The 24104-nt window shown below is 70.9% G+C and carries 24 protein-coding genes and 1 pseudogene; 13 read left to right on the forward strand and 12 right to left on the reverse strand.

The features are described 5' to 3' along the window. Nucleotides 1–65 precede the first annotated feature (65 nt). Nucleotides 66–806 carry an SDR family NAD(P)-dependent oxidoreductase gene (locus tag BXA10_RS18995; RefSeq protein WP_076471751.1) on the forward strand — a complete coding sequence of 247 codons (741 nt, stop codon included), beginning with the start codon at nt 66–68 and terminating at the stop codon, nt 804–806. Nucleotides 807–924: 118 nt separating this feature from the next. Here BXA10_RS18995 and BXA10_RS19000 read toward each other — a convergent pair whose 3' ends face one another. Continuing rightward, nucleotides 925–1584 (reverse strand): TetR/AcrR family transcriptional regulator, encoded by a 660-nt coding sequence (locus BXA10_RS19000; protein ID WP_084753010.1) that lies wholly within the window; start codon nt 1582–1584, stop codon nt 925–927. A 58-nt stretch (nt 1585–1642) separates the two neighbouring features. On the opposite strand from BXA10_RS19000, the gene BXA10_RS19005 reads away from it, so the two are divergent. Continuing rightward, nucleotides 1643–2515: an SDR family NAD(P)-dependent oxidoreductase gene (locus BXA10_RS19005; RefSeq protein ID WP_076471752.1), complete on the forward strand. Its 873-nt coding sequence runs from the start codon at nt 1643–1645 to the stop codon at nt 2513–2515. Between the two features lie 148 nt (nt 2516–2663). Here the strand turns inward: BXA10_RS19005 and BXA10_RS19010 are convergent, their stop codons facing one another. After that, complete coding sequence (locus tag BXA10_RS19010; RefSeq protein ID WP_076471753.1) at nt 2664–3686, reverse strand: ArsR/SmtB family transcription factor; 1023 nt, start codon at nt 3684–3686, stop codon at nt 2664–2666. Between the two features lie 56 nt (nt 3687–3742). Between BXA10_RS19010 and BXA10_RS19015 the strand changes: the two genes are divergently transcribed. Further along, the gene (locus tag BXA10_RS19015) at nt 3743–4519 is read left to right on the forward strand and encodes an SDR family NAD(P)-dependent oxidoreductase (protein ID WP_217696805.1); all 777 of its coding nucleotides are present in this window, start codon (nt 3743–3745) and stop codon (nt 4517–4519) included. A gap of 33 nt (nt 4520–4552) precedes the next feature. After that, nucleotides 4553–5752, forward strand: coding sequence for an MFS transporter (locus BXA10_RS19020; RefSeq protein ID WP_076471754.1), 1200 nt, complete (start codon nt 4553–4555; stop codon nt 5750–5752). A 96-nt stretch (nt 5753–5848) separates the two neighbouring features. On the opposite strand, the gene BXA10_RS19025 is transcribed toward BXA10_RS19020, so the two are convergent. From BXA10_RS19025 to BXA10_RS19045, 5 genes are all read right to left on the reverse strand, one after another. Beyond that, entirely contained in the window at nt 5849–7447 is a 1599-nt protein-coding gene (locus tag BXA10_RS19025; RefSeq protein WP_084753025.1) for a beta-N-acetylhexosaminidase, read from the reverse strand. 149 nt (nt 7448–7596) lie between these two features. Next, nucleotides 7597–8340 (reverse strand): class I SAM-dependent methyltransferase, encoded by a 744-nt coding sequence (locus tag BXA10_RS19030; RefSeq protein WP_076471755.1) that lies wholly within the window; start codon nt 8338–8340, stop codon nt 7597–7599. Nucleotides 8341–8489: 149 nt separating this feature from the next. Continuing rightward, complete coding sequence (locus tag BXA10_RS19035) at nt 8490–9491, reverse strand: LLM class flavin-dependent oxidoreductase (RefSeq protein WP_076471756.1); 1002 nt, start codon at nt 9489–9491, stop codon at nt 8490–8492. Between the two features lie 18 nt (nt 9492–9509). After that, nucleotides 9510–9854 (reverse strand): TIGR04076 family protein, encoded by a 345-nt coding sequence (locus BXA10_RS19040; RefSeq protein WP_076471757.1) that lies wholly within the window; start codon nt 9852–9854, stop codon nt 9510–9512. Between the two features lie 27 nt (nt 9855–9881). Beyond that, the gene (locus BXA10_RS19045; RefSeq protein ID WP_076471758.1) at nt 9882–10418 is read right to left on the reverse strand and encodes a helix-turn-helix domain-containing protein; all 537 of its coding nucleotides are present in this window, start codon (nt 10416–10418) and stop codon (nt 9882–9884) included. A gap of 275 nt (nt 10419–10693) precedes the next feature. On the opposite strand from BXA10_RS19045, the gene BXA10_RS19050 reads away from it, so the two are divergent. The 4 genes from BXA10_RS19050 to BXA10_RS32460 all read left to right on the forward strand — a co-directional run bounded on the left by BXA10_RS19050 (nt 10694) and on the right by BXA10_RS32460 (nt 14166). Continuing rightward, complete coding sequence (locus BXA10_RS19050) at nt 10694–10915, forward strand: DUF3311 domain-containing protein (RefSeq protein ID WP_217696806.1); 222 nt, start codon at nt 10694–10696, stop codon at nt 10913–10915. After that, complete coding sequence (locus BXA10_RS19055; RefSeq protein WP_076471760.1) at nt 10912–12426, forward strand: sodium:solute symporter family protein; 1515 nt, start codon at nt 10912–10914, stop codon at nt 12424–12426. The genes BXA10_RS19050 and BXA10_RS19055 overlap by 4 nt, the downstream gene beginning before the upstream one ends. A gap of 202 nt (nt 12427–12628) precedes the next feature. Next, nucleotides 12629–14044, forward strand: coding sequence for an OFA family MFS transporter (locus BXA10_RS19060; protein ID WP_076471761.1), 1416 nt, complete (start codon nt 12629–12631; stop codon nt 14042–14044). Then, nucleotides 14041–14166: an MFS transporter small subunit gene (locus BXA10_RS32460; protein ID WP_281251438.1), complete on the forward strand. Its 126-nt coding sequence runs from the start codon at nt 14041–14043 to the stop codon at nt 14164–14166. Before BXA10_RS19060 ends, BXA10_RS32460 begins: the two co-directional genes overlap by 4 nt. A 60-nt stretch (nt 14167–14226) precedes the next feature. On the opposite strand, the gene BXA10_RS19065 is transcribed toward BXA10_RS32460, so the two are convergent. Next, a complete protein-coding gene (locus tag BXA10_RS19065; RefSeq protein WP_076471762.1) occupies nt 14227–14955 on the reverse strand; it encodes an SDR family NAD(P)-dependent oxidoreductase in 729 nt (242 codons plus the stop codon). 74 nt (nt 14956–15029) lie between these two features. Between BXA10_RS19065 and BXA10_RS19070 the strand changes: the two genes are divergently transcribed. Both BXA10_RS19070 and BXA10_RS19075 read left to right on the forward strand, forming a co-directional pair. Continuing rightward, nucleotides 15030–15863, forward strand: coding sequence for a patatin-like phospholipase family protein (locus tag BXA10_RS19070; protein ID WP_076471763.1), 834 nt, complete (start codon nt 15030–15032; stop codon nt 15861–15863). A gap of 196 nt (nt 15864–16059) precedes the next feature. Continuing rightward, nucleotides 16060–16776, forward strand: coding sequence for a hypothetical protein (locus BXA10_RS19075; RefSeq protein WP_076471764.1), 717 nt, complete (start codon nt 16060–16062; stop codon nt 16774–16776). A gap of 133 nt (nt 16777–16909) precedes the next feature. On the opposite strand, the gene BXA10_RS19080 is transcribed toward BXA10_RS19075, so the two are convergent. The 3 genes from BXA10_RS19080 to BXA10_RS19090 form a co-directional block, all read right to left on the reverse strand. After that, on the reverse strand, nt 16910–17947 hold the full coding sequence (locus tag BXA10_RS19080; RefSeq protein ID WP_245828311.1) for an NAD(P)H-dependent flavin oxidoreductase: 1038 nt from the start codon (nt 17945–17947) through the stop codon (nt 16910–16912). Nucleotides 17948–18008: 61 nt separating this feature from the next. Continuing rightward, on the reverse strand, nt 18009–19007 hold the full coding sequence (gene cydB, locus BXA10_RS19085) for a cytochrome d ubiquinol oxidase subunit II (RefSeq protein WP_076471765.1): 999 nt from the start codon (nt 19005–19007) through the stop codon (nt 18009–18011). Between the two features lie 15 nt (nt 19008–19022). Then, nucleotides 19023–20438, reverse strand: a complete 1416-nt coding sequence (locus tag BXA10_RS19090) for a cytochrome ubiquinol oxidase subunit I (protein WP_076471766.1) — start codon at nt 20436–20438, stop codon at nt 19023–19025. A 173-nt stretch (nt 20439–20611) separates the two neighbouring features. Here BXA10_RS19090 and BXA10_RS19095 point away from each other — a divergent pair, with 173 nt between their 5' ends. Both BXA10_RS19095 and BXA10_RS19100 read left to right on the forward strand, forming a co-directional pair. After that, nucleotides 20612–21388 carry a lysophospholipid acyltransferase family protein gene (locus tag BXA10_RS19095; RefSeq protein WP_076471767.1) on the forward strand — a complete coding sequence of 259 codons (777 nt, stop codon included), beginning with the start codon at nt 20612–20614 and terminating at the stop codon, nt 21386–21388. Between the two features lie 151 nt (nt 21389–21539). Further along, nucleotides 21540–22193 (forward strand): annotated as a pseudogene (locus tag BXA10_RS19100) (Tn3 family transposase); the annotation flags it as partial. A 65-nt stretch (nt 22194–22258) separates the two neighbouring features. Here the strand turns inward: BXA10_RS19100 and BXA10_RS19105 are convergent. Then, nucleotides 22259–22744 carry a carboxymuconolactone decarboxylase family protein gene (locus BXA10_RS19105; RefSeq protein WP_076471769.1) on the reverse strand — a complete coding sequence of 162 codons (486 nt, stop codon included), beginning with the start codon at nt 22742–22744 and terminating at the stop codon, nt 22259–22261. Nucleotides 22745–22925: 181 nt separating this feature from the next. On the opposite strand from BXA10_RS19105, the gene BXA10_RS19110 reads away from it, so the two are divergent. Next, nucleotides 22926–23822, forward strand: coding sequence for an RNA polymerase sigma-70 factor (locus tag BXA10_RS19110; protein WP_076471770.1), 897 nt, complete (start codon nt 22926–22928; stop codon nt 23820–23822). The last annotated feature ends 282 nt before the right edge of the window (nt 23823–24104 follow it).

The following is a 24104-nucleotide window of genomic DNA, read 5'->3' on the forward strand; positions in this document are numbered from 1 at the left end:
CAGAGGATTCGACCGAGTACGAGCGGGAAGAATTGAGGGATGCCACTTACCCGCCCATCACGCGCATGAGCAGCGCACGCTCGTTCGTCGTCACGGGTGCGAGCGGAGGCGTCGGCAGCGCGATCGCGGAACACCTCTCCTCGATCGGTCACGTCGTCAACCTCGACCCGGCTCCCGCTCGCAGCGCGAACCCTCGAATGCATCAAGTCGAGGGTGACGCGGGCGATTGCGCCGCCGCCGCGGCCGCGGCGGAGCTCGCGGAGAAGCACGGTTCGTTGAGTGGCTGGGTCAACAATGCTGCGATCTTCCGTGACGCCAGCCTTGCCACGGCGACAGCGGAGCAGATCAGCGCGCTCATCGCGCTCAACCTGAACCTTGCCGTCGTCGGCTGCCACGCCGCGGTGCAGCACTTCCTCTCGCACTCACGGCCCGGTTCGATCGTGAATGTTTCCTCACATCAGGCGCAGCGTCCCGTGCGTGGCGCTCTGCCCTACGCCACAGCGAAGGCCGCTGTCGAAGGACTCACGCGAGCAGCAGCCATCGACCACGGACCACAAGGCATTCGCGTCAACGCCGTTGCCCTGGGTTCGATCACGACGGACCGGTACGAAGAGTACCGGCGCGCGCACCCCGACACCGATCAGCAGATGGCCGCTCTGCATCCCCTCGGGCGCGTCGGCCGGCCCCTCGAGGTCGCACACGCCGTCGCGTTCCTGCTCTCTGCGGAATCAGGGTTCATCACCGGCGCCGTTCTTCCCGTCGATGGCGGCAGGGCGGCACTCGGCGCCGACCCGGAAAGTACCTAGCGGCACCCGCGCACCCTCAAGACCAGGGAACCTCGATACACCCGCTCCCCTGCCGTCGGGCACCGGGGTCGGCCACCTTGCAGGTGCCCGGCCGGACGTGGTATCCGGTCGTTCACGCTTACAGGGTTGTTCGCATTCCGGTCAGCAGCGCGGTCAGGATGCGGGTGAGCTGCGGTCCGACGTCGACCGCGGCGTGTGCGAGCTCGGGGTGCGTTTCGTAGAGATCCCTGAGTGCCGTGCCGGGTGCGGCCATCTGCCAGAGGGCTCCGGCCATGCTCGTCGCGGTGGTCACCACGTCGAGTGCCTGGAGTGCGGTGATCCCGAGAAGCCGGCGCAGTGCCTCGGCGATCGTGTCGACCTGGGCCAGCGCGACCGTCTTGAACTGGTAGGCAGCCTCGATCGACACGTTGCGTTCCAGGTTCAAGGGGGCCTGTGCGAGCAGGTCGCAGAAGAACGGCCGGGAGGCCAGTGAGTCGGCGATGGTGGCGGCGACCGTTTCGGTGTCGACGGGGGCGAGGTGTTCGAGGCTTGCGTGAACCGTGGTGGTCCAATCCCGCCACTGTTCGGCGGTCAGGGTCAGGTAGATCTGCTCGCGGGTCTCGAAGTAGCGCAGCATCGCGGACTTGTGCATGCCGACTGCCGTCGCGACGTCGGTCAGGGTGACCTCCCGGACACTGCGTTCGGTGGCGAGTGCGCGCGCGGCGTCGAGGATGTCGCGCTCACGCAACCGCTTGGCCTCGGCGCTGCGCGCTCGTTGCCGGGGGGTGATGGATGCCACCTCCCCAATCTAACACAACCGCGTTGCCTAATTAGTGAAACTGTGTTTTGCTAAGGGTATGACAAAGACATGGTTCATCACCGGCTCGTCTCGCGGCTTCGGCCGCGCACTGACCACCGCCGCCCTGGAGGCCGGCGACCAGGTCGTCGCGACCGCCCGTACGCCCGAGCAGCTCTCCGACGTGGCTGAGCAGCACGGCGATCGTGTGCTACCGGTGGCTCTCGACGTCACCGATCAGACCGCTGTCGCGGCGGCCTTCGACGCTGCGCTCAAGCGGTTCGGGCGGATCGACGTCGTGGTCAACAACGCCGGCTATGCGAACATCGCGCCGGTCGAAACCGGTTCCGAGGAGGATTTCCGCCGGCAGTTCGACACGAACTTCTGGGGTGTGTACCACGTGTCGAAGGCGGCGATTCCAGTGCTCAAGAGGCAGGGCGCCGGCACGATCGTGCAGTTCTCGTCATTGGGCGGACGGGTCGGAGGAAACCCAGGCCTGGGTTCCTACCAGGCGGCCAAGTTCGCCGTCGACGGCCTCACCCGGGTGCTCGCGGCCGAGACGGCGCCGCTGGGCATCAAGACCCTCGTCGTCGAGCCTAGCGGGTTCGCCACCGACTGGGCGGGTTCGTCGATGCAGGTACAAGAGGTTCCCCCGGAGTACGCGAGCACGGTGGGCCTGTTCGCCGACCGCAGCAACCCGGCGTTGACCGCCGGGGACCCGAAGCGCGCCGCGGAGATCCTGGTCCGCGTGCTCAATCGCCACGATCTGCCGTCGCACCTGCTCGTCGGCACGTACGCGGCGTCGGCGGCGCTGGACTACTCGCGGCGGCAGATCGCCGAGGCGAGCGCGTGGGAGCAGGTCAGCCGGTCCGCCGACTTCGACCAGCCGTACCCGGTGGACTTCCCGCCGGAGGAGCCGGGGGCGGCCCATTGACGCTCCGTGACCGCAACGGTCCAGACGGCGGGGCCGCGGATCCCCGCTGGCGCCTGCGAGAGTGACCGCTCCCCCCGGCCGGGGGCGGACCGTCTCTCGCCACCGGCGGCGCCGTCGGCCGGTCGGACGGAGTACTGCTCGACGCCGGTCAGTGGTAGCCCTGGCGGCTCGTCACCGGCGTGTCGGCCCGGGACGGCACGGCGGCCAGTTGATCGCCGAGATGGCTGCGGCGATAGAGCACATGTCGGCCGTGGCGGGCGCGGGTGACGAGGCCGGTCGCGTGCAGGACCCGCAGGTGCTGGGACACGGCGCTGGGCGTCACCGTGAGCCGGCGAGCGATCTCCACGGTGGGCAGCGGCTCGTCGAGCAGGCCGAGCAGTCGCGCCCGGGGCGCGCCGAGCAGCGACGTGAGGGCCGTCGGGTCCGGGGTCGGCGTGGGAGCCCACAGCGTCGCCACGCCCCGGCACGGGTACGACAGCACCGGTGGTTCGTCCGGGCTGACGGGCGGGGCGGGCTTGTGGGCGAACACGGACGGCACCAGCAGCAGGCCTCGGCCGGAGACGACGACGCGGTGCCTGCCGATCATCTTGTCGATGTGCAGCACTCCGTCGCGCCACCGCAGGTTCTGGTGCATGTCGGCGAAGAGCAGACGCGCGCCGCCCACGGCCAGTTGCCGGGCGCGGTAGGTCATGTCGGCCTCCAGCACGAGTCGCATCTGCTGCCAGCTCGGCTCGATGGCCGTGTCCCAGAGACGTTGCAGGTGGTCGCAGATGGTGTTGCGCAGCGCGAGCACGGGGGTGTCGTCCGCCGCGGTGAGCGGCCGGAGATTGTCCGGAAGGGGGCCGCGTGGGTACACGGCCAGCACGTCGCGGCGGACGACGTCCGGGGCCGTGCGGCGGACGACAGCCAGCTCGTCCTCGAAGGTGGCGGCGAAGACGGTCGGCCGTGGTGTCAGGAAGTCGGGTAGGCCGCGGTCCGGACCGACGAGGCAGCGCAGCAGCTCGGTGGCGGCGGTGTCGAGCTGGCCGAGTACGGCTCTGCGCCAGGGCAGGTGCAGTGCGTGCAGGCCGGGCTCGCGTAGCACCCGCAAGCTGAGCACGGTCTCGTGGATCGGGGAGATGGCGAATCGGGTGTCCGCGAGGTCCTCGACTTCGAGCACAAAGCTGATCATTAAGCGTGATGCTAAACCGTTTGGCGGTCGTCGTGCCGTGCCGTGGACTTCGAGACATGGCAGACGAGATCGACATGACGCGTCCGTGGGGCACGGCGATCGTCACGGGCGGGGCGCGAGGCATCGGCGCCGCGGTGGCCAAACGCCTGGCGCGGGACGGCCTGGCCGTCGGGGTGATCGACCTGAGCGAGGACGACTGCGCGGAAACGGTGGAGGCGATCCGAGCCGGCGGTGGGTCGGCGGTGGCGGTCGGCGCCGACGTCGCGGACGAAACCGCGGTGTCAGCCGCCGTGGGGCGGGTGGCGGCGCATCTCGGCCCTCCGACCGTGCTGGTCAACAACGCCGGGGTCGGTCCCCGCGCCGAGCTGGTGGAGATGACCACCGAGCAGTGGGACCTGGTCCTTGGGGTCAACCTGCGTGGACCGTTCCTCGTCACTCGGGCCGTCTGCCCGTACCTGATCGACGCCGGTTGGGGACGCATCGTCACCATGTCGAGCATCTCGGCGGTCGGTGACGCGGCCCGCGTCGACTACGGCAGCGCGAAGGCCGGGTTGATCGGGTTCACCAAGTCTCTCGCCCTGCAGCTCGGGCGGCACGGGATCACCGCCAACGCGATCGCTCCCGGTTTCGTGGTGAGCGACATGACCAGAACCTCGGCGCGGCGCCTCGGACTCGATTTCGCCGAGTTCCAGCGTCGCGCGGCGGAGTCGATCCCGGTCGGTCGGGTGGGTCAGCCCGAGGACGTCGCGCACACCGCCTCCTACCTGGTGAGTCGCGAGGCGGGGTTCGTCTCCGGTCAGGTCGTGTACGTGGCCGGCGGGCCGGTGGACTGACGTGACCGAGGGTCCGGCAGAGGTGTCCGTCTCATGAACCGCCGGCTGTTGATGCTGCTCACCCTCACCTGCGGGGTGGCGGTGGGAAACGTCTACTTCCCGCAGACGATCAGCCCGCTGGTCGCCGCGGCTCTGCATCTCGACCCCGACGCGGCGGCCGTGGTGGTTACCGCGGTGCAGTTCGGCTACGCCGCGGGGATCTTCCTGCTGGTGCCGCTCGGTGACCGGATCCCGCACCGCCGGCTGATCGTGGCCCTGCTCGGTGTCACCGGAGTGGCGCTGCTCGCCGCGGCCGCCGCGCCCGCGCTGCCGCCACTCGTCGCCGCGAGTGCGGTCGTCGGGGTGGCGACCGTCGTCGCGCCGATCATCGGCCCGTTGGCGGCCGACCTGACCGCCGACGACCAGCGTGGCGTGGTGAGCGGGACGCTGCTGAGCGGCTCGATCGGCGGCATGCTGTTGTCCCGCACGGCAGCGGGCGCCCTCGGCGACTGGTGGGGATGGCGTGGCCCCTATCTGACGGCAGCGACGGCGATCCTGCTGATCGCGGTGGTCATGGCCCGCGTTCTGCCGACGACTCGGCCGAGGTCGCCGTCCCGGTATCCGGCGCTGCTGGCCGAGCCGCTCCGGCTGCTGCGCACCGAGCGGGAGCTGCGCCGCTCCTGCTTCTACCAGGCGCTGGTGTTCGCCGGTTTCTCGGCGGTCTGGACCACTGTCGCGTTGCTGCTGACCGGCCCGGCGTACGGCCTGGGTGCGCCGGCGGTCGGAATGCTGGCCCTGGTCAACGCGGCGACGATGCTGTGCACGCCGGTCGCGGGACACCTGGTGGACCGTCGGGGCGCGGACGTGGTCAATCTGGTCTGCCTGCTCGGCGTCATCGTCGCGGCCGTCGTTCTCGCGTTCGCCGGGCTGGGCGGGATCGGTGGTGTGACGGCGCTGGTGCTGGGCACGTTGCTGCTCGACGTCGGCATGCAGTCGGGCATGGTCGCCAACCAGGTGCGCATCTACGCCCTGCGGGACGGGGCCCGCAGCAGACTGAACACCGCCTACATGACCTGCGCCTACCTCGGCGGCGGGGTGGGTTCCTGGCTCGGTGCCCGCGCCTACGCCCGGCTGGGGTGGTCGGGTGTGTGCGGGCTGCTGGCGCTGTTCGCCGCGGTGGCGTTGGCCCGTCACCTGACGTCGGCGACGGGCGTCCGGGGTCGCCGAGCTGTCGTCCTCACCCGGAGCACCTGAGCCCGGGGGCGGACGTCGGTCACCGTGCCAACCGTCGGGTGGGAATCGGGCGGCCCCCGGCCGGTGAGCCGGGGGCCGCCGGGCAGCGGGTGCGGGTCAGAGCCAGGGCACCTGCGGCGACGGGTAGTAGTCGACGTCCTGCAGGCGCCAGCGCGGTGCCTGCGCACCGAGCCGGGTGCGGAACGACTCCCAGTCGTGGCTGGCTGCCGTGGACCAGCCGAGTTCGGCGATCGCGGGCAGCCGCGGGAAGGCCATGTACTCGATGTCGTCGAGGCTGCGCAGGGTTTCCGACCACAGTGGCGCCTCGACGCCGAGGACCGCGTCCTCACCGACGCCGGTGACGCGTTGGGCGGGGTTCCAGTCGTAGGCGTCGCGTACCTCGATGTAGCCGGCCCAGGAGAGGCCGAGTGGGGTGTTTCGGTCGTACTTCATGTCGAGGTAGGCCTTGTTGGCCGGTGACATGACGACCTTGTTACCGCGGGCGACGGCCTCGGCGAGGTCGGTGTTGGTGGTGCCGGTGCCCCAGAACTGGGCGACGACGTCGGTGGCCGGGTCGACTTGCATGACCTCGTTCCAGCCGAAGGCTCGCTTGCCGTACTTGCTGACCAGCGGCAGCACCCGTCGCATGAAGGTGGTGTAGTCCTCGTCGGTGGTGGCGTGGGCTTCGTCGCCGCCGATGTGCAGGTACGGGCCGGGGGTGATCTCGGCGAGTTCGCGGATGACGTCTTCGATGAACTGGTAGGTCAGTTCGTCGTCGATGCACAGGGAGCTGTAGCCGACGGCGGTGTCGGTACGGGGCGGCGGTGCGACGCCGTCGCAGTTGAGTTCGGCGTAGGTGGACTGGGCGGCGTTGGTGTGGCCGGGCATGTCGATCTCGGGGACGATCGTGATGTGCCGCTCGGCGGCGTAGGCGGTCACCGCCTTGTAGTCGGCTTTGGTGAGGTATCCGGGGCCGGCGCCGTCAACGCCGGTGCCGGGGCCGCCGCCGACGGTGGTGAGTCGCGGCCAGGAGTCGATCTGGATGCGCCAGCCCTGGTCGTCGGTCAGGTGCAGGTGCAGGAAGTTGATTTTGTACTGGCTGAGCAGGTCGATGTACGCCTTGATCTCACCGACGGTGTGGAAGTGCCGGGCGAGGTCGAGCATGGCCCCGCGGTAGGCGAAGCGTGGGTGGTCGGTGATGCTTCCGCCGGGTATGGCCCAGGTGGTGCGTTGCCGCTCGGAGGCCTCGATCTGGGCGGGCAGCAACTGCCGCAGCGTCTGGGTCCCGGCGAAGAGGCCGGCGGAGGTGTTGGCCCGGATGGTCACGCCGCGGCGGGTGACGTCGAGTTGGTAGCCCTCCTGCCCGAGGCGCGCGTCGGCGCCGCCGATGAGCAGGGCGATCTCGGGCAGCGGTGTGGCGTGGACGGGCAGGACCGGCAGTGGGTAGCCGGTGGCGGGGCGCAGGATTTCGGCGAGTTGTCTGCCCACCTGGCGGGCCGGGGTCGAGTGCGGTGAGGTGCGGATGACGGTCAGCGGGCCGAGGGTGAAGGTGTCCCTGGGGTCGGGACGGGTTTCGGCGGGGGCGGGGATCACGTCGGTGAGCTGGCGGGCGGGTGTCCCGGCCGGTGCGGCGGCTGCGGGGGTCGCGGGAAGGGTGAGTGGTAGGGCGAGTGCGGTCGCGGCGAGGAGCCGGGTGATGGTGTGGCGGTGGCGCACGGACACCTCCTGGTGTTCTTCCTGATCGGTTGCTGTCGATCAGTTCCGCACGCTACCCGGGCCGCCGCCGCACTGTAAACGTTCCTTATCGGCGGGTGGGCTCGTCCCGGTGCGCGGGGCGGGACGAGCCCGGGGCCGGCGGGTGGCGGTCACCCGAGTGGGCCGGGCCGGCGGGCCAGCACCAGGCTGGTGCGTAGCCGCAGGACGATTCCGCCGCCGAAGCCGTCCACGAGGGAGCGGACGGCGGCGAGGGCCCGCTCCTGCTGGTCGGCCTGGTGCTGACGGAACAGCCCGAAGGTGCGCACCAGGTCCAGGTAGCGGTCGGTGGACAGGGTGAGATCCCGGTCGACGGTCTCGGCGCGCACGTCGGTGAACCGGCCGCTGGCGGTGACGTCGAGGTGGAACCAGCCGGCCGGGCGGTCCCGCACGTCGGGGTCGATGGCGCGCAGCGCCGTGTCGATGGCCCGCGACTGCACCGGGTCGGCGTAGCCGTACTTGTGGGCGAAGATCGCGAGCGTGCCGCCTGGGGTGAGGGCGTCGTGGGCGCGCTGGTTGCGGGTGGCGGGGTCGAGCCAGTGCCAGGCCAGGGCCGCGACGATCATCGGTACGCCGCCGGGAGGTGGCGTCCACTGTTCGAACGTCCCGGTGTGGACGGTGACGTCGGGCAGGTTGGCGGTGAGCCGGGCGGCCATCCGGGGGTCCGGTTCGAGGCAGGTGATCGGCGCGCCGAGGCGGCGTAGCAGGCGGGTGGCCGTGCCGGTGCCGGCGCCGATCTCGACGATGTGCTCCGGGGTGGTGCCGTGGTAGTCGCCGATGGCGTCGGCGATGCGGCCGGGGTAGCCGGGGCGTACGTCGTCGTAGGTGTCGGCGGCCTCACCGAAGAGCGTCCTCACGCCGTCATCGTGGCACGGCTTCGGCCGGGATGAAACGGACGCGGAGTGAGGGTTGCGCTGCGATCACGGCCGCCGGCTGCGACCGTTCGGCCCGCCGCAGCGACCGTCCGGCGATGATCGGCTCTTCGCCGGACGGTCGAGGCAGCCGGTCATCGGCGCAGCTGCGGCAGCACGGCTGTGCCGAGCAGGTCGACCCCGCGCTCGTCGTCGAGCCCGTGCGGGGTGCCGAACTCGACCCGGCGTACCCCGGTGTCGACGAGTGCCTGAGCCTGCGCCGCCACCTGGTCGGGCGTGCCGGAGAACGCGAACAGGTCCAGCACGTCGTCGGGCACGAGGCGGCCGGCGGCGTCGTGGTCGCCGGCGTCGACGAGGGTCCGCACCCGCTTCAGCAGGTCGGACGGGAGTTCCACGGTGGCGTCGAGTTCGGCGACGACAGCGAGGTACATCGCGACCTCGGTGCGCGCCCGCGCGCGGGCGGCGGCGCCGTCGGTGTCCACGACGGTGACCGCGCCGAACACGATGCCCACCTCGTCGACGTCCCGGCCGGCCTGCTCGGCGCCGACGCGGAGCCGGTCACGGATCACCGGGACCATGGCGGGATTCGCGCTGCCGCCGACCTTGATCTCGTCGGCGATCCGGCCGGCGAGCGCGGCGCCTCTGGGGCCCCACGCGCCGATGAGCAGTGGCGGGTCGGGGCGGTGCACGTGGTAGCGCAGGGCGGTGTCCGGCGCCAGTCGGAACATCTTTCCCGCGAAGCCCCCGGTGTCGCCGCTCAGCAGCCGATAGACGATCTGGGCGGTTTCGTGCAGGGCGGTCAGCGGCCGGGGCTGGTCGATGCCGACCGCGCCGAGCCAGGTGCCACGGGCCAGCCCGAGGTAGGCGCGGCCGCGTGAGGCCAGGTCGAGCGCGGCCACCTGCCCGGCGATCTCGTACGGGGCCATGGAGTACGGGTTCAGGCAGGCGGCGCCGAGGCGGGCGCGTTCGGTGGCGGCGGCCATCTCCAGCAGCGGGAAGATCGGTGGCTGATACATCAGGTCGCTGAAGACGGTCAGCACGTCGAAGCCGGCGTGTTCCGCGCGGCGGGCGAGTCGTGCGTACTGGCCGGCCTGCTTGTCGCTCTGCAGGCCGAGGCCGAACTCTACCGGGCTCATGGGTCTCCTCGGCCGTTCTCAGGTCAGGTCGGCGGAGTTCATACGACGCCGGCAGGTGCGTTCCACCCGCATGATCAGCCGCTCCTCCGGGTCGGGGCAGGCGAACAGCGAGTCCCGGGCGAGCCAGTCTCCGGTGGCCAGGTCCCGCTGTTTGGCGGCGAGGAACGGCAGGACGGACGCCAGGGCGTACACGCAGAAGTGCCGGCCTTCGGGCAGCCGCAGGTGGGCGCTGTCGGTGAGCTCGAAGTAGTCGCCCACGCGCATGCCGCACACGGAGCGGCCGTCGATCCGGTCCACCTGGACGCGCAGGTCGTAGAGCTCCATGTCGCCGTCGGGCGCGCTGTCGCGCTCGACCTGTGCCATGTCAGTTCCCTTCTGTGGTGCCGGCGGTCAGGGGGTGGGCGGGTTGATGGCGAGCACGATCTCGGTGGGCGTGTCGGAGGTGTTGCGGTAGCGGTGCGGTTGGTGGGAGTCCAGCGTGATGCTCTCCCCCGCGACGACGGTGTGGCTGGTGCGGCCGACGTCGACGGTGAGGGTGCCGGTGACGACGTACGCGCATTCGAGCGACGGGTGGCTCCACAGATCCGTGCTGGAGACCTCGCCGGGTCGGAGGGTCGCGTGCAGCACCTCGAGCTGCCCGTTCCCGGGGGTGAGCCGCTCGTAGCGGATCTGCCCGTTCGGCGCGCCGAGGGTGGTGCGTGCGCCGGGCCGGCTGATCCAGACGGAGGGGGCGGCGGGGTCGGCGAAGAGCGACGCGACGGACTCGCCGAAGACGGTGGCCAGCCGGCGGAGGGTCGTCAGGCTCGGCTCGGTGACGCCCCGCTCGATCTGGCTGAGCAGGGTGGGTGAGACGCCGGCCTGCTCAGCCAGCGCGCGCAGGCTCAGGTTGCGGGCGGTCCGCAGTTCGTGCAGGCGCTCGCCGATCACCGACGCATCTCTCCCCTGTTTTCGCAGTGGCATGCAGTGAGACTGCATGGGTGTCCTGGACGGTAGGGGGTGATGTGCCGCCGCGTCAACGGCGGAATAAGGGTCTTGACGTGGTGGTGTGGTCGGCCTAGCGTCGCGCCTCATCGTGTAGCCGTACTGCACGAGCGGGTGGCGGCGGCCGTTCCGCCGCTCCGACTGGCAGGAGAGTCATGGCATCGCTCGATCCCCCCGAGCAAGCCCCGGCGCGCCGATCGACGGCTCACCGATGGTTGCTCGTGATCCCGTTCCTGTGGCAGGTGGCGCTGGTGCCCGTGGTGAACGACGTGGACGTCGCGCCGCTGCACATTCCGTTCCTGATGTTGTGGCAGATGCTCGGCATCGTGGCGACTACGGTCGTCATCGCGGTGGTCTTCCGGCTGGACCGGGCGGCCGGTGTCGACGATGAGGAGCGGCGGTTCGCGGCGGCGACCGAGCCGGGGGCGGGTGAGCGGGCATGACGCTCGTGATCGCGCTGGTGATCGTGCTGGGTACGGCGCTGGGCGCCGTCGGGTACGGGCGGCGGGCGACCCGGCGGGCGACCGTCACGGAGTGGGCGGTCGGCGGGCGGCGTCTCGGCACGCTGCTGTTCTGGTTCATCAACGCCGGTGAGGTGTACACGACGTTCGCGGTGCTGGGGATCTCCGGTTACGCGTGGGCGCTCGGCGCGCCGGCGTACCTGGCGTTCTGTTCGGTGTCGTTGAGCTACGCGATCGGCTACTGGTTGATGCCGAAGGTGTGGCGTGCGGGGCGGAAGAAGGGGCTGATCACGCAGGCGGACTTCTTCGCGGCCCGGTTCGGCGCGCCGTGGCTGGGTGTGGTCGCCGGCCTGGTCGGCATCGCCGCGTTGATCGTGTACGTGCAGATCCAGCTGGTGAGTCTGAGCCTGATCGTGCAGCTGGCGCTGGGCGGGTCGCTGTCGACGACGGCCGCGGTGATCATCGCGGCGGTGGTGATGCTCGCCTTCGTCTACCTGGCCGGCCTGCGGTCGGCCGCGTTCGCCGCCGCGGTGAAGGACGTGCTCATGGTCGTCGTGGTGGTGCTGCTGGCGGCGACGGTGGCCGGGAAGGTGGGTGCGGCGTCGGTGTTCGACGTGTTCCGGCTCGCCGAGGAGGCACACCCGGGCATCGGGAAGCTGCCCGGGGTGGACCCGGCGTCGCCGACGGGGCCGATCTGGTTGATGACCTCGGCGTTGAACGTGGCGCTGGGGAACTGGGTGTTCCCGCATCTGTTCCAGATGTCGTACGCGGCGAAGAGCGGGCAGGCGATCCGGCGCAACGCCGTGTGGCAGCCGCTGTACTCGCTGGCGTACTTCTTCATCATCCTGCTGGGCTTCGCCGCGCTGCTGGCGGGGACGCAGCCGGCGGACGGCAATATGAACGCGGCCCTGCTGCAGTTCGTCACAGACCGGTATCCGGGGTGGGTGATCGGCCTGGTCGCCGGGACGGGTTTCCTGCTGGCGCTGGCTCCCGGTTCGGTGCTGCTGCTGACCTCGGGGTCGCTGTTCACCCGTAACGTGGTCGGGCCGTTGCGGAAGTCGCTCAGCGAGCGGTCGGCGTTGTTGGTCTCCCGGGTGTCGATGGTCGGGTTCGGGGCGGTCGCGGTGTGGTTGACGGTCGGGCAGAGCGGTTCGTTGGTGGACATCCTGTTGTACGCGTACTCGGCGATCGGGATGCTCGCACCGGCGGTCTTCCTCGGGTTCCTGTGGCGGCGGACGACGGCGGTGGGCGTGCTGGCCGGGATCGTGGTCGGGTTCGTGGCGTTGCTCGCACCGTTTGCCAAGGACGTGTGGGCGACGCACCTGCCGGCCTGGGAGCCGGGGCTGATCGCCATGGCCGTCAACTTCGTGGTGACGGTGCTGGTCAGTCTGGTGACGCCGCGGCCGCCGGAGCGGGCGGTGGCGGTGGGGCATGCCTTGGGCGCGGCGGACGTGGCGCCCGCCGGCTCCAGCCGGGCGACGGTCGACGCCTAGGCATCGTGGCGGGGGCACCCCGTGGTGCCCCCGCCACGATGGCATCGGGGTCCGTGGCCGTCCAGTCCGTGCACGGTGGACGGTCGGCGGTGACCGTTCGGCTCAGGGTTTCGACCATCCGGCGCGGGACGGGTTTGGTCGCGACGGCCGCCGGGTGGATGAAGGACGGAACATCTTTCGTCATGTTCCGGGAAGGAAGCGCATGCTTTCCGCACTTGATCGTCGGCACACCGTCGCGCCGCCGGGTTACAGCCGTTGGCTGATACCACCGGCGGCGCTCGCGATCCATCTCTGTATCGGGCAGGTCTACGCGACAAGCGTGTACAAGAACTCGCTCATTGCGCACTTCGACACCAGCCAGACGGCGATCGGCGTCATCTTCAGCATCGCCATCGTGATGCTGGGCCTGTCGGCCGCGGTGGCGGGTACGTGGGTGGAGGCGACCGGGCCACGCAAGGCGATGTTCGTGTCGGCGTGTTTCTGGGCGGCCGGCTTCCTGGTCGGTGCGCTGGGTATCGGGACGCGGCAGTTGTGGCTGCTGTACCTGGGGTACGGGCTGCTGGGCGGCATCGGGCTGGGCATCGGTTACATCTCCCCCGTGTCCACGTTGATCAAGTGGTTCCCGGACCGGCCCGGACTGGCGACCGGCCTGGCGATCATGGGGTTCGGTGGCGGGGCGATGGTGGCCTCTCCTCTGTCCCGCCAGTTGCTGTCGTTCTACGACGGCGGGTACGACCCGTCGAACGCGGGCTCGACGGCGTCCGGGAGCGCGCTGGTGTGGTTGTTCGTCACGCTGGGCGTCGGCTATTTCCTGATCATGATGTTCGGGGTGTTCAACGTGCGGGTGCCGGCGACGGACTGGCGCCCGGCCGGGTTCGACCCGGCCCGGGTGGCGGCGAAGCCGCTGGTGACCACGGCGAACGTGTCCGCGGCGAACGCGGTGAGGACCCGGTCGTTCTGGCTGCTGTGGGTGGTGTTGTTCTGCAACGTGACCGCCGGTATCGGGATCCTCGAACAGGCGAGCCCGATGATCCAGGACTTCTTCCGCGACGGCGGGGTCTCGTCGGTGTCGGTGGCCGCCGCGGGCGGCTTCGTGGGCCTGCTGTCGCTGTTCAACATGGCGGGCCGGTTCGTGTGGTCGTCCACGTCGGACGTGATCGGCCGGCGGCCGATCTACCTGTTGTACCTGGGTGTGGGCATGGTGCTGTACGCGCTGCTGGCGGTGGTGGGGCACGCGTCGACGGCGTTGTTCGTGCTGCTGGCGTGCGTGATCCTGTCCTTCTACGGCGGTGGGTTCGCCACCGTGCCGGCGTACCTGCGGGACCTGTTCGGCACGTTCCAGGTGGGCGCGATCCACGGCCGGCTGCTCACCGCGTGGTCGGCGGCGGGGATCGCCGGTCCGCTGATCGTCAACGGGTTCCTCGACGCGCAGGGTGAGCCGGGCACGTTGACGGCCGCGGCGTACCGGCCGGCGCTGTTCACGATGGTGGGGGTGCTGGCCGTGGGGTTCATCGCCAACCTGCTGGTCCGACCGGTGCCGCAGCGGTTCCACGAACCCCCGACGGCCGGCCCGGATTCGGACACCGAGACGATGGCGGAGAGGAGCGGCGCGCGATGAACGAGGTCGGCCCGCGCGGGCAGCAGGCCCGGTTGTGGATCTCCTGGCTGGTGGTGTCGGTGCTGCTCGGCTACGGAGTGGCCCAGACGGTGATCACGGCAGCGAAGTTGTTCACGAGTTGACCGTGCTGCGGGCGGTCCGGGGCTTCACGTCCCGGGCCGCCCGCGTACTGGTGGGCGGGGTCAGAGGCCGCCGGCGACGCGCAGCACCGTGCCGGTGGTGTACGAGGCTTCGGGGCCGAGCAGCCAGGCGATGGCGGTGGCGACCTCGTCGGGTTCACCGGCACGGCCCAGTGGGATGCGGCCGGCGGCGCTGTCGGGGCGGTCGGGCACACCGGACACGGCGTGGATGTCGGTGCGGATGATCCCGGGGGCGACACCGTTGACGCGGATCCCGCGGGCGGCGAGTTCCTTGGCCAACCCGAGGGTGAGGGTGTCGGTGGCGGCCTTGACCGCCGCGTAGTGGATGTATTCGCCGGGGCTGCCGAGGGTGGCCGCGGCGGAGGAGACGTTGACGATGGCGGCGCCGGCGCTCATCCGGCGGGCCGCCTGCTGGGCGCAGAGCACGTAGCCGATGAGGTTGACGTCGACGACGCGCCGCAGGTCGGCGGGGTCGAGGTCGACGAAGGGGCCGATCGGGCTGGTCACGCCGGCGTTGTTGACCAGACCGGTGATCTCGCCGAGCTCGGCCGCGGCGTCGAACAGGGCGGTGACCTGGTCGGGGTCGGTGGTGTCGGCGGGCACGGCGACGCCTCGACGGCCGGCCGCCTGGATGTCGGCGACGACGGACGCCGCGGCGTCGTGGTCGCGCAGGTAGGCGAAGGCGACGTCGTGGCCGGTGTTGGCGAGTCGCCGGGCGGTGGCGGCACCGATACCGCGGCTGCCGCCGGTGATGACAGTGACCTGGTTCAACGTTCTCCCCTGCTGGAGCTGGTGCGCTCGACGCTACCGTGACGGGCACGGGGCGGCACGGAGGGGAAGATCACATGACGCGGGCGTTGGTGCTGGGCGGTGGCGGCGTGACCGGGGTGGCCTGGGAGTGGGGGCTGCTGGCCGGGTTGACGCAGCACGGTGTGCCGTTGGCCGAGGCGGATCTCGTGGTGGGCACCTCGGCGGGTTCGGTGGTGGGCGCGCAGTTGCGCTCAGGCCGGCCGGTGCAGGAGTCGTACGCGGCGCAGCTTCGGCCGTCGCGGAGTGAAGTGGCGGCGCGGTTCGGACCGGTGGCGGTGCTGCGGCTGGCGTGGGCCGGTGCTCGCACCCGCGACGCGGTGCGGGCGCGGGCGCGGATCGGGGCGATGGCGTTGGCTGCGCGTACCCCCTCGGAGGAGTCGAGGCGGGCGGTGATCGAGGCACGCCTGCCGGTGCGGGAGTGGCCGCGGCGCCGGCTGCTGGTGACGGCGGTGGACGCCCACTCGGGTGAGTTCGTGGTCTTCGACGCCGACTCCGGGGTGTCGCTGGTGGACGCGGTGGGCGCGAGTTGTGCGGTGCCCGGGGTGTGGCCGCCCGTGACGATCGGCGACCGGCGGTACGTCGATGGTGGGATGCGTTCACCGGTGAACGCGGACCTGGCGGGCGGAGCGCAGCAGGTGGTGGTGCTGGCGCCGACGACGGCGGCGTTCGGGCCGATGCCGCGCCTGGCGGCGCAGGTGACGGCGCTGCGGGCGCAGGGGGCGCGGGTGGTCGTGGTGTCGCCGGACGCGGCGTCGCGGGCCGCGATCGGGCGTAACGTGCTGGATCCGGGGCGCAGGGCCGGAGCGGCGCGAGCCGGTCGGGCGCAGGCGGACGTGGTCGCTGGCGAGGTGGCCGCCGTCTGGGGCTGATCAGCCAGACTTCGCCCGCGCCGCGTGCCACAGGGGGTACCGGTCGCCGACCCGGCCCCTCGATGGTCCACAGTGGAGAATGCTGAGGGCGGGAGGGTGGACCGCGGCGGACGCCGGCGGGTGGTCCGCCGTCAGCGCTGTCACAGCCGGCTGGTATCAAGACAGGAATCAAACAGGTGTACGGGAGAGGTTGCTGATGGGTGCCGCTGGCCAGGGGTTGTCCGAAGACGACGTGCGCACCTTCCGGGAGGCGTTGGCCGCAGGCCGCAAGCCGAAGGTGGTGTTCACCGCCGCGGCGGGACAGATCGCCGGACAGATCGGTCAGGTGGTGGAGCTGACCGATCCGGCCGAGTCCGACGAGTTCGTCGTCGTCCGGTTCGGGCGTGACGAGCTGCCCTTCTCCCCCACCGACGTGGCGGTGGCGCCGAGAGGCGCGGGGCGTAAGGCGGCCGAGCCGGAGCCGCAGCCGGAGCCGGTCGTGGCGCCGGCGGAGCCGGAGTTCGTTCTGGACCAGGTGCCGGCGCCGCGACCGGCGCCGCGTGAGGAGTCGAAGGTGGAGACGGTCGAGGCGGCCAAGCCGGCACGCCGGGCGGCGAAGGCGACGAAGCCGAAGGCTCCGGCCGGGTTGACCGTGACGCTGGCCTACGCCGACGGCGAGTGGACGGTCGCGGCGCAGCAGGGCAGCAAGGCGCTGGCGAAGCCGTACGTGGTGAAGCCGGCGGAGGCGTTGCGAATGGTGGCGCTGGTCGACGTGCCGGGGGTGCACGAGGCGGTGGAGCAGATCCTCTCGGCCGAGCGGGCCGAGGCGGAGCAGCAGGCGGAGAAGCTGCGCGCCGAGCTGGCGGAGATCGAGTCCCGGCTGGCGGAGCTGCGCGAGGCGGGCACGGAGCAGAGCGCGGACGAGACGCGCTGACGAGCGTCCCGCGAGGCGCGGACGCACCTGCGCGCGCACGGCATCATCGGCTCGGCTTGCCTGAGACGCGGGATCACCCCGCCCTCGGGCAAGCCGAGCCGGTCATATGGGTGGCCGGTGCGGTCGGAGGCGTTCAGAGGGCGGCGGTCAACCCCTCGACCACGGCCGCGGCGGAGCCGGTACGCGCGTGCCGGTAGCCGGTGCCGGCCCACAGATGCACCCGGTCCGGGTGACCGGCCGCGGCGGCTGCGGCGCGCATGTCACGGGTCAGATGGTGCAGCTCGGGATAGCCGAGCGGCGCGGCCGGTTCGTGCCGGTCGATGAACGTGTTGCGTAGTCCCCGGGCGGGCCGGCCGGTGAAGGCGCGGGTGATGACGGTGGTGGTGCGTGCCGGGTCGGCCAGGGCATCGCGGTGGGTCCGGTTCGCGCCGCTCTCGTCGGTGCGTAGCAGCAGGGTGCCCACCACCACCCCGGTGGCGCCGGCCGCGATCAGGTCCCGCACGTCGCCGGGACCGGCCACTCCACCCGCGGCGAGGACCGGCAGGCCGGCGGCAGCCACCACGTCGCGTACCAGCGGACGGGTGGACGCCGGCGACGCCGGCTGGTGGGGGTCGTGGACACCGCTGTGCCCGCCGGCCTCGGTGCCCTGCGCGATGAGCCCGTCGACGCCGAGGTCGCGGGCGGCGAGCGCCTCGGCCACCGAGGTGACGGTGACCAGCGTCCGCGTGCCGGCGCGGCGCAGCGCGGCGAGCGCCGCCGCGTCGGGCAGCCCGAACGTGAAGCTGACCACCGGCACCGGATGCCGCACCAGCAGGTCGATCTTGTCGGACCAGTGGTCGTCGTCGTGCGTCAGCGGCGCGCCGGCCAGGTCGAGGCCGTACGGCTCACCCTCGGCGGCGATCCGCCGGGCGTACGCGCGGAAGGTGGTCTCGTCGATGCCGGGTGGCCCGGGCACGAACAGGTTCACGCCGAACGGCGTGCCGGTGGCCTCCAGGCCGGCCAGGTCGGCGGCGACCGCCTCGGCGCTGCGGTAGCCGGCGGGCAGGAAGCCGAAGCCACCGGCCGCGGTGACGGCCCGTACGAGGGCCGGTGTGCTGGCTCCCCCGGCCATCGGGGCGCCGATGACCGGCGTCGCGCTGCCGAGCAGACGCGTCCATGGTTCACCGGTCACCGGCTCACCTTAGCCGGATGAACCGCCGGCCCGCCCCGGGGAACGGGCGGGCCGGCGGTGGTCAGTGCTGCGGGATGTGCGCCACGCCGATGCGCTTGCGGAACACCCAGTACGTCCAGCCCTGGTAGGCGAGCACGATCGGGGTGAACACCACCGCGATCCAGCTCATGATCTTCAGGGTGTACGGGGTGGAGGCGGCGTTGGTGGCGGTCAGCGTGCCGGCCGCGTCCAGCGTCGAGGGCAGCACGTTGGGGAACAGCGCCGCGAACAGGGTCGCCACGGCCAGGCCGATCGCCGCCGCGGTGCCGGTGAACGCCCAGCCCTCCCGCCGTGCCCGGGCAGCGGCGAGACCGGCGATCAGCGCGACCGCCGCGGCGGCGGCGAGCGCGACGGCGAGCGTGCTGGAGCGGATGCCCAGGGTCCAGGCCAGGAACGCCACCGCGAGCAGGGCGGTCACGGCGCCCACGCGCACCGCGAGCTTCCCGGCGCGCTCACGGACCTCGCCCACCGTCTTCAGCGCGATGAACACCGCTCCGTGGGTGAGGAAGAGCGCGGCGGTGGTCACGCCGCCCAGCAGGGCGTACGGGTTGAGCAGGTCGAGCAGGCCACCCACGTACTCGTGCTGGGCGTCGAGCGGTACGCCGCGCAGGATGTTGGCGAACGCCACGCCCCACAGCACGGCCGGCACCAGTGAGCCGAAGAAGATGGCCGCGTCCCAGCGGCGCTTCCAGGACGGCTCGGGGCGCTTGTGCCGGTACTCGAAGGCGACGCCGCGAGCGATCAGGGCCAGCAGGATCAGCAGCAGCGGCAGGTAGAGGCCGGAGAACATCGTGGCGTACCACTCGGGGAAGGCGGCGAACATGGCGCCGCCGGCGGTGATCAGCCAGACCTCGTTGCCGTCCCAGACCGGGCCGATGGTGTTGATCAGGACGCGGCGTTCCCGGTCGTCGCGGCCGAGAACGGGCAGCAGCATGCCGACGCCGAAGTCGAAGCCCTCCAGGATGAAGTAGCCGGTGAAGAGCACGGCGATGAGCAGGAACCAGATGGTCGTGAGTTCCACGGTGCGCTCCGCAGGTCAGTAGGCGAACGCGAGCGGTCGCTCGGCGTCGTCGTGGCTGTCGTCGTTCTCGGGCTGTTCGGTGAGGTCGGGCACGCCGCCCTTGGCGTAGCGGACCAGCAGCTTGAACTCGACCACGGCGAGGGTGGCGTAGATCAGGGTGAACGCGGTGAACGAGGTGAGCACCTCGGTCAGCGACACGCTTCGGGACACCCCGTTGCGGGTGAGCATCTCGCCGAAGACGATCCACGGCTGGCGGCCCATCTCGGTGAAGATCCAGCCGAAGGAGCTCGCGAGCAGCGGCAGCAGCGGCATGACCAGGCCGGCGCGCAGCAGCCACTTGCTGCTCGGGGTGCGGCCCTTGCGGTGCGTCCAGAGCACCAGCAGGGCGATCGCGGCGGCCGCCATCCCGAAGGCGATCATGAAGCGGAAGCTCCAGTAGGTGACGGGGATGATCGGGGCGTAGTTGCCGGCGCCGTACTGGCTGGCGTACTGGGCCTGCAGGTCGTCGATGCCGCGCACGGTGCCGTCGAGGTGGCCGGTGCCGAGGTACGACAGCAGGTACGGGATCTTGATGGCGAACACTTCCCGGCTGCCGTCGAGGCTGCCGACGGTGAGCACGGAGAACGAGGCGGGGCTCTCGGTGTTGTAGAGACCCTCGGCGGCGGCCATCTTCATCGGCTGCACCTGCGTCATGATCTTGCCTTGGATGTCGCCGCTGATCACGACGGCGCCGGCGGCGATCAGGGTGACCCAGGAGCCGAACTTGGCGGCGAACCGGTAGGTGGGGGTGTCGGCCGAGTCCCGGTTGCGGATCAGGTGCCACAGGGCGACGGCGACCAGCAGCGAACCGGCGACCAGGAACGCGCTGGCGATGGTGTGCGGGAAGGTGACCAGGGCGACCTTGTTGGTGAGCAGCGCGACGAAGTCGGTGAGTTCGGCGCGGCCGGTGTCGGGGTTGATCCGGTAGCCGACCGGATTCTGCATGAACGAGTTCGCGGCGAGGATGAAGTACGCGGACAGGGTGCTGCCGATCGCCGCGGCCCAGATGCTGGCTAGGTGCAGCCGCTTGGGCAGCCGGTCCCAGCCGAAGATCCACAGTCCGAGGAAGGTGGATTCGAGGAAGAAGGCGACCAGCGCCTCGATGGCGAGGGGCGCGCCGAAGACGTCGCCGACGAACCGCGAGTAGTCGCTCCAGTTCATGCCGAACTGGAACTCCTGGACGATGCCGGTGACCACACCCATCGCGAAGTTGATCAGGAAGAGCTTTCCGTAGAACTTCGTGAGCTTGAGGTAGCGCTCGTTGCCGGTGCGGTGCCACATCGTCTGCAGGATGGCGACCAGCACGGACAGACCGATGGTCAACGGCACGAAGAGGAAGTGGTAGACGGTGGTGACACCGAACTGCCAGCGGGCGACGTCCAACGCGTCCACCTGGAACCCCCAGCTGTTGATACTACGAGACGTAGTAAATACTACTTCGCGTCGTAGCGAAATCTGCAGGGGCGGCGGTCCCGAATCGCCCCGGGACCGATGACCCTGATCACCCCGGCCGTTCGGCCCCGGGCCCGCCGGGTCACCCGGGCGCGTGGGAGCATTCACCGCTGATGGACACCGCCCGCGCCGCCTGGCAGCCACCCGCGATCTGGCGTACCGCCCAGCTGATCGCCCGTGGCGTCGTCGCTTCCGTGGCCCGCCTCGAGGTCAGCGGGGAGGTCCCCGAGGCGCTGCGCGGCGGCCCGCTGATCCTCGCCGCCAACCACATCAGCCCGTTCGACCCGATCGTGCTCACCGCCGTCTGCCAGGTCAGGAGAGTCGCCCCCCGGATCATGGCCACCGGTGGGCTGTTCCGCGCACCGGTGATCGGCGCCCTGATGCGCCGCGCCGGACACATCCGCGTCGACCGGGGCACGGCCGCTGTCGGCCGGGCGCTCGAGGACGCCGCCGCGGCGGTCGCCGCCGGTTCCGTGGTGCTGGTCTATCCGGAGGGGCGTATCGGCCTGGACCCCGGCATGTGGCCCGAGCGGGGCAAGACCGGCGCGGCCCGGCTCGCGTTCGCCTGCGGGGCCCCGGTGATACCGGTGGCCCAGTGGGGCTCGCACGAGGTGCTGCCGTACCGGACGCCGAAAGGCCTGCTGCGCGCCCTGGCCCGAGCGTTCGTACGTCGTCCGGTCATCCGGGTGCACTTCGGCGACCCGATCGACCTCGCCGGGCTGGGCTCGGGTACGCCCGGCGCGGCCCGGCGTGCCACCGACCGGATCATCGACGGGATCACCGACGCGCTGGTCCCGCTACGCCCCGACGAACCCGACCGTCCCCGGCACGTCGACCCCGGCCGGCCCGCCGACACCAGTCGCTCGCACCGCCGCCGCCCACCAGCCTGACCGGATCCGGCCGCCCCGCCACCCGCGCGTTCCACGGCCTCGGGGAACATCGGTACAGCGGTTGGCGCTGAGCATGCTTGGCTAGCACACCGTCTGAGGGCTCCGCTGGGGTTCGCGGGAAGTTCGCCGAGGAGCCGACCCGCCCCGAGCTGGAGCGGTTCTTCTTTCTGGACGACGTCGAACGCGATCTGACTCTCTGCACATCCTGGACGCGCTGCTGAACCTGGACGGCGGGGTGAAGCCGGAGATGGTGACGACCGACAACGCCTCGTACTCCGACATGGTGTTCGGCCTGTTCAAGATCCTGTTCGGCCGCGACGGGCGCCCGACGCCGCTCGGGGCGGCGTTCGCGGAGTACGGGCGGATCGCGAAGACCGAGCACCTGCTGCGGGTCATCGACCCGGTGGACGACACCTACCGCCGGCAGATGAACCGGCAGCTCACCGTGCAGGAGTCCCGCCACAAGCTGGCGAGGGACGTGTGCCACGGTAAGCGCGGCACCATCCACCAGGCGTACCGCGACGGGATGGAGGACCAGCTCGGCGCGCTCGGCCTGGTCCTCAACGCCATCGTGCTGTGGACGACGAAGTACGTCGACGCCGCCGTCGCCCAGCTTCGTGCCGAAAGCCACGATCTTCAGGAGGAGAAGATCGCCCGCCTGTCCCCGCTCAAGCACCGCAACCTGAACCTGCTCGGCCGATACAGCTTCACCGCCTCCACCCCGGCCGCAGGCGCCCTACGCCCGTTGCGCAACCCGGATACGCAGGAGCTGGACGAGGACGACGACGGGGGCGGGCTGGACTAATTCCCCACCGCTCCCGCACGACCGAGACCGGCCCCGATCCTTCGATCGGGGCCGGTCTCGGTGCGTCAACCGGCGACGGTGGTCAGGTTGCCGGGCACGTAGAATCCACCCTGGTTGTTGAGGATCACGCCGAGCCGGTTGGTCGCGTTGATCATGGCGACGAGGGAGACGAGAGCGATAGCCTGCTCCTCGTCGTAGTGCTTGCGCACCCGGGCCCAGGTCTCGTCAGTGACCCCTGCATATCCGTCGATGATGCGGGTGCCTTCCTCGGTGAGGGCCAGCGCGGCTCGCTCGGCGTCGGTGAACACGGTGGAATGCCGCCAGGCGGCGACGAGGCTGAGCCGGGCCGCGTCCTCGCCGGCCGCGGCGGCGTCCTTGCTGTGGATGTCGACGCAGAAGCCGCAGCCGTTGATCTGGCTGGCTCGCAGCTGCACCAACTCCTGGGTGGATTTGGGCAGCGGAGACTCCTGGATGACCTGGCTGACGGCGTAGATCCGCTTGCCGACCTTCGTGCCGAGCTCGGTGTCGAACAGGTTCATACGGGTTTCCATCGGGGCTTCCTCACTCATGGAATCGTGTGGCTGATGCCCATGAGTCGCCGGTCGCCGCGCTCCTGTGACACGGGGCAGATGTGACGTGGGTCATGGGGCTCGGCTGTCACAGAACCGAGGCCAGCGGCGTCCGGTGTACGACACGCACCACACGTAGCGAGACAGAAATCGGGAACTGACGATGGTGGACAGGGATGCCGGTATCGATACGGGGGCGACCACGGCCACGGATAGCTTCATTTCCCACCGTAATCTGCTGTTCACGGTGGCCTACGAGATGCTGGGCTCGGCGGCCGACGCGGAGGACGTCCTCCAGGAGACGTGGCTGCGCTGGTCGGGCGTCGAGCACGCCACAGTCCGCGACCCGCGCGCCTTCCTGGTCCGCATCACCACCCGCCAGTCCCTGACCCGCCTTCGCACACTCCGCCGCCGCAAGGAGTCCTACGTCGGCCCGTGGCTGCCCGAGCCGCTGCTCATCGCGCCCGACGTGGCCGAGGACGTCGAGCTCGCGGACAGCGTCTCCATGGCGATGCTCCTCGTACTGGAGACCCTCGCGCCGACCGAGCGTGCCGTGTTCGTGCTGCGGGACGTCTTCGACCTGGACTACGACGAGATCGCGCAGGCCGTCGACAAGACCCCGACCGCCGTCCGTCAGATCGCGCACCGCGCCCGCGCCCACGTCGCCGCGCGCCGCCCTCGCGAGACGGTCTCCCCGTCCCAGACCCGCGACGCGCTCGCTGCCTTCCAACAAGCGGTTGAAACAGGAGACTTGACGGGACTCCTCAACATGATCGCCCCGGACGTCGTCCTCCTGACGGATGGCGGCGGAGTCGTCCGGGCCGCCGTGGAACCGGTGGTGGGCGTGGCCGACGTGACCGAGGTCCTGGCCAGGCTCAGCGGCGCCCTGCTGCACCCGACCCTGGTCAACGGCCACCCGGCCCTGATCATCCGCCGCGACGGCCGGATCGACACGGTCGTGGCCCTCCGTCTGGACGCTGGCCTCATCACCGGCCTCTACGCCGTCCGCAATCCCGAGAAGCTGTCACGCATGAACCGCGAGACGGCGATGGGCCGCTGACGCCGGGACCGCCGCCTGGGCAGCGCCGCAACGGGCGTGTCACCGCGGGAACCGGAGGTCCGCACCGCATCCCGTCGACGAGGTCCGACGTAACTACCAGCCGCCCAGGAAGTGATGGCTCCGGGTCAGCCCTTACCTGTCGTCAAACGAACGTTCGCCGACAGGCGGCTGACACGTCCAATGAACCCGTGCAATCCGGGGGTTCACGGCGGCGCGAATCCAATCAGATCCGATGGTGATTGCTGACAGGGTTTGACGACAGACAGGGTCCGATCCTCCGCA

Origin of the sequence: Micromonospora avicenniae, from assembly GCF_900156065.1 — a bacterium.
GTDB classification, from domain to species: domain Bacteria; phylum Actinomycetota; class Actinomycetes; order Mycobacteriales; family Micromonosporaceae; genus Micromonospora; species Micromonospora avicenniae.